Origin of the sequence: Streptomyces sp. McG3 (genome assembly GCF_018619185.1) — a bacterium.
Classification (GTDB): Bacteria; Actinomycetota; Actinomycetes; order Streptomycetales; family Streptomycetaceae; genus Streptomyces.
The window spans coordinates 1-8,489 of record NZ_JAAXYC010000323.1 but is presented as its reverse complement, the minus strand read 5'-3'; the positions used below and the strand labels follow the sequence as shown (position 1 = coordinate 8,489).

Below are 8,489 nucleotides of genomic sequence, written 5' to 3'. Positions count from 1 at the left end.
GGTCAGGACTCCAGGCCGTACAGCGTCAGCGGGCGGCAGCGGATCGTCGTGCCGGGGGCGGTGACCCTGGCCTGGATCTCGAAGGTCACCGTCGCCCCGTAGTCCGCCGTCATCCGTTCCGTGAGCACCAGCCCCGCCCCCGGCCCGCCGACCGGACCCACCTGGTCGCCGTCCACGAGGAGCCGTACCTCGCCGCCCGCGCCGCCCTCCGCGGCGATCCGGCAGTGCAGCCGGGGGTGCTGGACGAGGCCGGGGCCCCGGTGGAGCGTGGTCCAGGCGGTGGCGCCGGTGGACTCCCAGCGGGCCGTGTCGACGGGGGCCGGGAGCGCGAACGGGATGTAGGGGCGGGCGAGACCGCCGCGTACGGTGTCGTCGGCGACGACCACGTTGCCCCGGCGGTCCAGGATCTGCACCGCCTGGACCGGCAGCGTGTCGGGCGCCCCGGTCCACACGGTCAGCGCCAGCGACCCGTCGTCGCGGCGGACGACCAGCCCCTGCTGCGGGGTGTCCTCGTCCCGGTCGGGCTGGACCCGGCCCAGGTACAGGAGGTCCTGGTCGCCCGCGGTGCGCACCCGCAGCCGGCCGCGCTCGCCGATGACCACCTCGCCGCCCACGATGCTGTTCTGCGCCGGGGTGGTGTTGGCGCTGCCCATCAGCTCCCTGACCTGGCGTTCCAGGGCGCGGATGCGGTCGAGCAGATCGGTGGGGATGATCGCCACGGGTCAGGCTCCTTCCAGGTAGAGGACGGCTGTCTCCTGCTTGGTCCGCTGCGGCGGGGTGACGGCCATGCCGACGATCCGGTAGTGCGCGTCGAGGCCCTCGTGGTGCCACAGGTCGTGGACGCGCAGCCTGATGCGGGCGCCGAGCAGCGCAGGGGTGATCCGCCCGTCCAGCCGTACGGTCAGCTCCGGGATGACCTCGGGCCGGCGTTGCCGGGACAGCTCGGCGCGGGCGAGCGAGCGCAGGGTCGCCCCGTCGCTCACCCCGCCGTGGTCGGAGGTGAGCTCCAGCCGGGGCCAGCCCTGGGCGAGTTCGCCGGGGAGTTCCTCGGCGACCGTCAGCGGCTCGGACTCCTGGGACTGGTCGGTGTTGGCCGATTCGCCGCGGGCCACCCAGACGTTCGCCTGGACGGTCGAGTCGGTGGGCAGGCTGTAGGTGAGGACGGGGCCGGGATGGTCCAGCACGATGTCGCTGTGGCCGGTCCTGATCTGTGGATGGCCGAGCTGGAGGCGTTTGACCCGGTTGCCCGCGGCGTCCCGGTAGCAGTGGACGCGCCACTCGAAGCCGTCGTTCAACTGGCCGAGCTTGTCCAGGAGTTCGCGGACACGGGCGAGCGCCGAGTAGGCGTGGGAGTAGTCGCGTACGATCCCCGACCGTTCGTGGCCGAGGCTGATGCCGATGTCGCCGCCCGGCTGCTCCTGGGCGTGGGCGACGAGCGTGCGGGCGATGTCGAACTGGTCCAGCCCGGTGCCGGTCAGGTCCTGGCTCAGGATGCGGTGGTCCAGGTAGGAGTCGAAGGTCCCGGCCTGGAACTGCACGGTGAGCCGGCCCTGTTCGTCGGAGACCGGGGTGCAGGTCCACAGGATGCCGCCCCACCAGATGTCCCCGTCCCGCTCCAGCCAGACCGCGGTGCGGCCGGGCTGGAGCGCGGCCCGGGCCCGGGCCGCGAGCGCTCCCTGGGGGAGGGGGACGGTGGCGGTGAGGGAGCCCGGTTTGCCGATGAAGTCGTCGAACTTGGTCTCGGTCAGGGGCAGGACGTCCAGCAGCCGGTCGGTACGCAGGTCGCAGAAGAGGGCCCGGTAGACGGGGTCGGGGGAGCTACGGTTCATCGGCTGCCTCACAGGACCGGGTCGACGCGGATGAAGCGGTTGTCGAACCAGCCCCGGTTGCTGGTCGCGGAGGTGCAGTAGGCGGAGACGGCCGTGTGGACGGCGCCCGGCTGGAGGCCCGCGACGCGGTAGGTGGCCGACACCGACGTCAGCGCCTTGGATCCGACGGTCGCCGAACGGGTCTCGTCGGCGGGCGAGACGAGGACTCCGTCCTTGCGGATGTTGGCGCCCATCCGGCACCACTGGCCGTCGACCCCGGTGTTTCCCAGGAAGCCCACCGTCACGAGGACCGTGCCGGAGACCGGGACGGTGAACGTCGCCGTGATGGTGGGGCCCACGGTGTCGGTGACGGCCTCCACCCAGGCGGTGGAGGCGCAGTAGCCGCCGTCGGTGTTGTTCGCCCAGGCGGAGGCGGTGACGGCGGGCCGCCAGACGGTGCCGTCCCAGCGCTGGAGCCGCCCGCCCTCGTCGCGGTACTGCCCGGTGTACTCCCCGGCCGCGAGCGCGCCCTGCGGGGCGACGCCGCCGATCTGGCGCGGGTAGCCGGCCCAGCGGGCGCCGTCCCAGCGCTGGTACTCCGTGGCGGTGTCCCGGTACTGGCCGACGTATCCGCCGGGGACGTCGCGGGCCCAGGACTCCGGGAGGATGCCGCCGACGGCGACCGTGGGGACCCGCAGGTCGTAGACGGCGTTGGCCCAGTCGATGCCGCCGGTCCCGGCGGAGGCGTCGCCCTGGACGACCTCCAGAACGGCTTCGGTACGGCCGTCCTCGCCGTCGAACTGGGCGTCGTGGACCCGCAGGACCACCAGGTCGATCCGGGGGTTGGCGGCGTTGCCGTCGTCGAAGCCGACGTCGGTGTAGTCGGTGAGGACGACCGGGTAGGCCCCGGCCGGCCCGCGGCCCTGGATCACGGCGCGCCCCGGGGCGACGGTGGCCCGCATGCCCGCGGTCTCGCCGTACACGTACAGCGCGGACATCAGGTGCGCGCCGTCCTCGGAGCCGGGGATCACGCCCCCGGCGCTGGTCAGAGCCCCGGTCGGGGCCATGGTGCCGACCGGGGCGAGGCGGGTGTCGGCCCGGGACTGGCCGGATTCGGTCTCGGTGCGGTTGATCAGCCAGGCGCTGCGTACGGGCATGGAAGTCCTCCTGGGAGAAAGGCGGGTGGGGTGTCTGGGCAGGGCTGGAGCCCCGTGGGTTCACCAGTGGGCGTCGCGCCACCGGACGGTGACGGAGGCCCGCGGGTCGGGGGTGGTGTCGTTGGAGCGGAACGCCAGCTCCGTCGCGCCCGGAGCCAGCCCGAACAGCTGCTCGGGGGCGGAGGCCGGGGCCGCGGTGTAGAGGCGGGAGGCGTTCCCGTTGAGCAGGACGGTGCCGGCCTCGGTGTCGACGCCCAGAACGTCCTGGGGGCCGAGCACGATGTCGTACTGGAGCTGCTTGCCGTCGGTGAGCCGGGTCAGGGTCGGGCGCCGGACCGGCCCCCGGAACTCGATCAGCGGGTGGGAGGTCGCCGATCCCCCGTTGACCGCGGTGCAGGTGCCCGTGGCGTTGGCGCCGCCGTCGACCTGGTCCGGGGTGCCCCAGTCCAGCGGCCACCGCAGGCCCAGCCCGGCGTCGGCGGCCTCCGGCCAGAGCAGCCCGGGTTCGGCCACCGGCAGGAGGGCGCGGGCCGTCCGGAGCGCGGAGCCGAAGCGGCGGGGGTCGGTCGCGGTCCACTGGAGGCCGGCCTTCGAGGTGCCGTGCACCACGAAGGAACGGTCCTGCGGGACGACCCGCCGGGTGACCCGGGCCCGTACGGCGAGGGTCTCCCCGTGCAGCCGCACGGCCAGCCAGTCCTCGCCGCCGTCCGCGCCGGTCGCGTCCCGGAAGCCGGCCGCCACGCCCCGGGCGTCCTGGGTGGTGCGGGGCAGCAGCCAGACGGTCGCCCCGACGAGCCGGGGCTGCGCCCACTGCGCGCCGGGCCAGGCGCCGTGCCGGTCGGGGCGGGAGACGTCACCGGTGTCGAGCACCGGCAGGTCGTCCCAGCCCGTGACGCCGGTGCGGTCGATCTCGTACGGGGTACCGGGGCCCATCAGCAGTCCGGCCCACTGGATCTGCCCGTCGCGGGTGATCAGTGAGCCGGGTGCGGTCTCGTACGCGTATGCGGTTGTGGTCGCGGCCATGAGGGGCCGTCACCTCGCTTCATTCGTGGGGTGGATGGGTGCTCATGCCGCCGCGCGGTGCAGAAACAGCAGGTCGGAGGCGATGGCGAGGGGGCCGCCCCGCCCGGCCGCGTGATACGTGTGCAGCCGGGCCCGCTCCGGAGCGGGCGGGCCGGAGCGGCGACCGGCCGCCGGGGTCTCCTCGGCGGGGCGCAGCCGGTCCAGCGCCGACAGCGGCCGGACGGGCGAGGGGCCCCCGCCCGGCTGGACCACGCCCCCCTCGGCGAGCTGCGGGATCTTGGGCAGGTCCACGCCGAACTTCTTGCCGAGGATGGAGAAGCTCAGCCCGTTGAGGCCGTCGACGACCCAGTTGGCGAACGCGATCAGGGCCTTGACCGGCCCGGTGACGGCGGCCATGACGCCCTGCATGCCGGTGGACAGGAAGTCACCGATGGCGCCCAGGCTGCCGGAGGTGGCGTTCCTGACCCGGGTGAACATCTCGGGGATACGCTGGGTGATCCAGTCCAGGGTGGGCTGGATCGCCTTCCGGAAGCCGTTCCAGGTCCGGCTGATCAGCCCGGTGACCGCGCGGGTTGCCGAGGCGACGCCGGTACGGGCGCCGTCGAAGCCCCGGGACAGGGCCGTGCCGACGCCCCTGGCGACCGCCGTGACGATCGTGCGCACGGCTCTGAACTGCGCCGAGACCACGGTGACGTACGCCTGGACGACCGGCCCGAGGAACGTGCCGATCGTCCGGAAGACCGTCAGCACCTGGTCGAAGACCTGCTTCATGATCTTCTGGCCGGTCTGTGAGCTGAGCGCGTACTCGACGAGGAAGCCCGCGAGCGGCACGATCAGACCGAGGACGAACCCGAACGGATTGGCCCGCATCGCCACATTGACGGCCGTCATCGCGCCGGCGCCGACGGTGAGCGCGCCGCCGAAGAACCCCATCAGCCCGGAGACCGTGCCGACGCCCTTGCCCAGGATTCCGGCGACCCCTCCGAAGGCGGCGGAGCCGGAGGAGACGGAGCCGAGCGAGGCGGCGGCGGGGCGGGCCCTGTCGCCGCCGGCACGGAGCCGGGTCGCCGTGACCCCTGCGGTGCGGCCGGTGCCCGACAGCGACTTCCCCGCCGCGTCCGCCCTGGTCTTCACCTGCCGTGCGGCCGGGACGGCTGCGGTCGCGGCGGTCCTGATCCCGCCGGCGGCGGCTCCGGCCCGGCCTGCGTCGCGCAGCGCCGCCGCGAGCGACGTGCCCGTCGCGCCGAGCTGTGTGCGGAAGACGGAGAGCGCACCGGCCACGCCCGCGAGAGGATCGGCACTCGCCCTGATCGCCGCGGCGCTCATCCGCGCGCCTTGGAGAGGAACAGCAGGGCTGTGGCGGTTTCCCGGAGATCGGCGGAGGACGCCTCGTAGTAGTTCTCGATCTGGAAGCCGGCGACCGCTCCGGCCGTGGCGTTGAAGGAGTCCGCCCGCGAACGGCGCGCGGTGTGGCGCAGCAGCCGGTCCAGCTTGGAGAGCGGCAGGACGGCCTCGGCCTCACCGGCCTCGGCGACGATGGCGTGCACCCCTCCGTTGCGCGGCTGCACGATGCCGCCCGCCGCGAGCTGCGGGATCTTCGGCAGGCTGATGCCGAAGCTCTTGCCGCCGACGCCGGGGACCCAGCCGGGGATGGAGACCTTGATGCGGTTGAGGCTGCCGATCGCCGAGTTGATCAGACGGATCACCGCGTTGATGGGGCCCTTCACCGCTCCCGTGATCCGGCCGAAGGCCCGGCTCGCGATGGACTGGAGGCCGCCCCAGATGCTGGAGAGCCGTTCCTTGACCCGGCTGAAGGCCTGCGGGACGGTGTTCCGGATCCAGTTGACGACCGGGGTGATGACCTTCTTGATCCCGTTCCAGACGCTGGAGATCACTCCCCGGATGGCGTTCATCACCGTCGTGATGAGCTTGCGCCAGGCGTTGAAGTTGGTCGTGATGACGCCGGCGACGGCCTTGATGACCACGGTGACGGCCTTCTTGATGCCGTTCCAGACCGATTTCATCAGGGCGCCGGCCTTCGTCATGATCGGCCCGACGGCCTTCATGACCGCGCTGATGACCTTCTTGATCGCGTCGAAGGCGACCTTGAGCACCTTCTGCATGGTCTTGGAACGGGCCGCCATGTCGACGACCTTCTCGATGAGCGGGGCGAGCAGCGAGAGCAGCTGTCCGACGATGTTGCCCCTCATCGACTTGTTGAGACCGTTCATGCCCTTGGAGGCCTTGTCGGCGCCGGACTTGAACGTGCCGATCTGCGTACCGCTCTTCTGACCGGTGGTGCCTGCCTTGGCGAGGGACCGGCCGGCCTTGTCGGCGGCGCGCTGGATGGACGTGAGCTCGCGGGCGGAGGTCTGGGCGGAGGCGCGGATCTTCTTGAGGCCGGATTCGGCCGCGGTGGCTCCGGTCGCCATCGTCCGGGTCGCCCTGCCCGCGGCGTCCGCCTGGGACCGGAATCCCTTGAAGGCGGTGGATGATCTTCCCAGTGCCTGGGTCAGGTTCATGCTGTGGACTCCCGTGGGTCTGTCGTCTTGCGCTGCGGCTCGGCGCGGTGGCCGTCAGGACAGGGCCGCGGTGAGCCGGTTGACGCGTGCTTCGAGCTGAGCGACCTGGCTCGCCGTGCCGCCGACGGATGGGCCCGGGTTCGCGGCGCCCCGGGCCTGCTGCTGCACGGCGGTGGACCGGGAGTCGAGTCGGCGCACGGTCGTCTCCAGCGCTCCGATGCGGCGGTTGGAGGCGCTGGTCTCCCGGGTGATCCGGCCGTTGGCCGCTGCCAGCTTCGTCTGTGCCTCGTACGCCAGCTTCTGCAGCGTTCCGAGACCCTTCTCCATGCGGACGAGTCGCGCCTCGGCGCTCTCCACCACGCGGAGCCGCCTCTCCAGCTCGGAGGCTTTGACCTTCCATATCAGGCCGATTCTGTTCCGTTCGAGATTCCTTTTCTTCAGCCAGGCCTCCATGGCCGGGTCAATGTTGATGAAAGGAGTGATCTCCAGCTTCGCGATGGCCAGGGCCGTGACGATTCCGACGACTTCCGGCTGTTTCATCCTCTCCCAGAAGCTGCTCTTGGTCTCTTCCTTGACCCAGGTCTGAGTGGCCAGTACCTCCTTGTCGGTGACCAGTGCCGTCGCTTTGATTTCCTTGGGCGTGACCAGGCCGGAAATCGAGGACTGATCGGCCTTCTTACCCAGGTTCGTCCTGAGCTCCGCCACCTCTTCGGTCAGTTGTGCATTCGTCTTCTCTGCCATTGCTCCTCCTGATGGCCGACTGGTAGCATCCCGCCATGTCTGCCTACTCAATTCCCGTACTGGTCAGCTCACTTATCGGCGTGGGGGCCATGGTGTGGGGTGGTGCGATCGCCCTGAGCGCGTACCGCGAGTACCGCAGGAGCCGAACGGTCACGGTGGAAATCCTGTCCGTCATCCAGCTCGAAACCGAACGCGCCTATCGATTCCAGGTGATAGACGAGAAAAGTTCGCCCGGTGTGGGCGATGCGAAATGGATGGGCGCGAAGGCGAATAAATTCGGGGATCGCACCTTCGAGGTCGGCGAGCATGTCCAGGTCGATTACGACCCGGGATATCCGGTGTTTCTCTACCCGCCCCGCGCCTATCCGAAATGCCGTATGTGGCTGCCGGCGCTCTCGGGGGTTCTCGCCGGAGGCGCGGTCGTCGTGAGCGTCAACGGATTCTTCTGACGGCTCGCTGACGGCGGCGGTCTCCGGCCGGTGCCGCAGTGTCCGGCGGGCAGCGCTTTTCCGGCGTCAGGAGAAGAAGCGCAGGAGGTCTCCCCTGCTGGGCGGCTCGGGCTCGTCGGCCGCGGCCCCGGCCGACGTCTCTCCCGGCCTCGGCACCGGCACCGGTGGTGGGGGCTGCTCGGCGTCCTCGTCGGTGTTGACCGAGGCGAACATCCAGTTGGCGGCGGCGAGATGGTCCACGGCCGCGGCGAGCAGATAGTCGGAGACGTGCCATTCCGACGCCTCGCCGTGGAGCTCCTGAGCGACGGCGCTGTCCCGAGGCATGTGCTTGACCAGCACCGCGAGCCGGCGTGAGGTCAGCCGGCCGCGATGCCAGTCCAGCAGGTCCACGCCGTAGTGCCGCAGCAGGTCGGCTTCGAGGGCCTCGGCGTGTTCGCTGACGAACGCGTCGAGGCTCAGCCTTCCCCCAGGCCGAGCCCGGTCTCCTTGCCGTACGCCTCCAGGAGCGCGGCGATGTCCTGCATGGTGATCTCGTGCTGCTCGAAGCGGCCGAACTGCTCCTCGCCGAGCAGGAGCCGCAGCAGCCCGTCCACGTCGTTGTCGTCCAGCGAGCGCAGCGCGGCGGCGGTGGCGCGGGTCAGCTCGGTGGGCAGTTCGAAGGTGTCGTCGTCCAGGTCGAAGGACCAGGTGCGGCCGAGCGCCTCCAGACGCTGGGCCCGCGCCGCGTTCACGTCGAAGGTTGCCATGCGGGATTCTCCGTTTCAGGTGTGAGGGGGAGGGGAGGGGCGG

10 protein-coding genes are annotated in these 8,489 nt (G+C 71.4%); 1 reads left to right on the top strand and 9 read right to left on the bottom strand.

The features are described 5' to 3' along the window. Positions 1 to 2: 2 nt before the first annotated feature. The 7 genes from HET64_RS32860 to HET64_RS32830 are packed head-to-tail and all read right to left on the bottom strand — an operon-like array spanning position 3 to position 7,251. Complete coding sequence (locus tag HET64_RS32860) at positions 3 to 719, bottom strand: hypothetical protein (RefSeq protein WP_215110806.1); 717 nt, start codon at positions 717 to 719, stop codon at positions 3 to 5. A 3-nt stretch (positions 720 to 722) separates the two neighbouring features. Beyond that, on the bottom strand, positions 723 to 1,829 hold the full coding sequence (locus HET64_RS32855; RefSeq protein WP_215110805.1) for a hypothetical protein: 1,107 nt from the start codon (positions 1,827 to 1,829) through the stop codon (positions 723 to 725). A gap of 8 nt (positions 1,830 to 1,837) precedes the next feature. Next, on the bottom strand, positions 1,838 to 2,965 hold the full coding sequence (locus tag HET64_RS32850) for a hypothetical protein (protein ID WP_215110804.1): 1,128 nt from the start codon (positions 2,963 to 2,965) through the stop codon (positions 1,838 to 1,840). Between the two features lie 60 nt (positions 2,966 to 3,025). Next, positions 3,026 to 3,988, bottom strand: coding sequence for a phage tail family protein (locus HET64_RS32845; protein ID WP_215110803.1), 963 nt, complete (start codon positions 3,986 to 3,988; stop codon positions 3,026 to 3,028). A 42-nt stretch (positions 3,989 to 4,030) separates the two neighbouring features. After that, positions 4,031 to 5,314, bottom strand: a complete 1,284-nt coding sequence (locus HET64_RS32840; protein WP_215110802.1) for a tape-measure protein — start codon at positions 5,312 to 5,314, stop codon at positions 4,031 to 4,033. Continuing rightward, entirely contained in the window at positions 5,311 to 6,510 is a 1,200-nt protein-coding gene (locus HET64_RS32835) for a phage tail protein (RefSeq protein WP_215110801.1), read from the bottom strand. Before HET64_RS32835 ends, HET64_RS32840 begins: the two co-directional genes overlap by 4 nt. A gap of 54 nt (positions 6,511 to 6,564) precedes the next feature. Beyond that, entirely contained in the window at positions 6,565 to 7,251 is a 687-nt protein-coding gene (locus HET64_RS32830; protein ID WP_215110800.1) for a hypothetical protein, read from the bottom strand. A 35-nt stretch (positions 7,252 to 7,286) separates the two neighbouring features. On the opposite strand from HET64_RS32830, the gene HET64_RS32825 reads away from it, so the two are divergent. Further along, positions 7,287 to 7,700 carry a hypothetical protein gene (locus tag HET64_RS32825; protein WP_215110799.1) on the top strand — a complete coding sequence of 138 codons (414 nt, stop codon included), beginning with the start codon at positions 7,287 to 7,289 and terminating at the stop codon, positions 7,698 to 7,700. Positions 7,701 to 7,766: 66 nt separating this feature from the next. Here HET64_RS32825 and HET64_RS32820 read toward each other — a convergent pair whose 3' ends face one another. Then, positions 7,767 to 8,090: a hypothetical protein gene (locus HET64_RS32820; RefSeq protein WP_215110798.1), complete on the bottom strand. Its 324-nt coding sequence runs from the start codon at positions 8,088 to 8,090 to the stop codon at positions 7,767 to 7,769. A gap of 65 nt (positions 8,091 to 8,155) precedes the next feature. Beyond that, positions 8,156 to 8,446: a hypothetical protein gene (locus HET64_RS32815; RefSeq protein WP_215110797.1), complete on the bottom strand. Its 291-nt coding sequence runs from the start codon at positions 8,444 to 8,446 to the stop codon at positions 8,156 to 8,158. Between the last annotated feature and the right edge of the window lie 43 nt (positions 8,447 to 8,489).